General features: G+C 65.4%; 1 pseudogene. It reads left to right on the top strand.

The features are described 5' to 3' along the window. Positions 1–364, top strand: a pseudogene (locus AC1DKD_RS42515) (hypothetical protein); the annotation flags it as partial.

Here is a 364-nt window from a genome sequence, read left to right as displayed (position 1 = left end):
GTTTTCCAACTGTTCTACTTCGGCTTTTCCATGGCCGGCCCGGCGTACGCCTGGTCCTGGCCCATCGTGTTCGTCGGCCAGCTGATGGTGGCCCTCTGTTTTGCCGAGCTGGCCGGCCGCTATCCCGTGGCGGGCTCGGTCTACAACTGGGCCAAGCGGCTGTCCTCCGGAACCTCGTCCTGGCTGGCCGGCTGGCTGCTCCTGCTGTCCTCCATCATGGCGCTGGGCTCGGTGGCACTGGCCCTGCAGATCACCCTCCCCCAGCTGTGGTCCGGCTTCCAGTTCGTCGGTGACGGTACCGGCCCTTACGACTTCGCCATGAACGGCGTGGTGCTGGCCACCATCATGATCACCATCTCCACCC

This window comes from Cupriavidus sp. 05T313, assembly GCF_056396665.1.
Note: the sequence above shows the minus strand (reverse complement) of the source record. Positions and strands in the feature narration are given on the sequence as shown.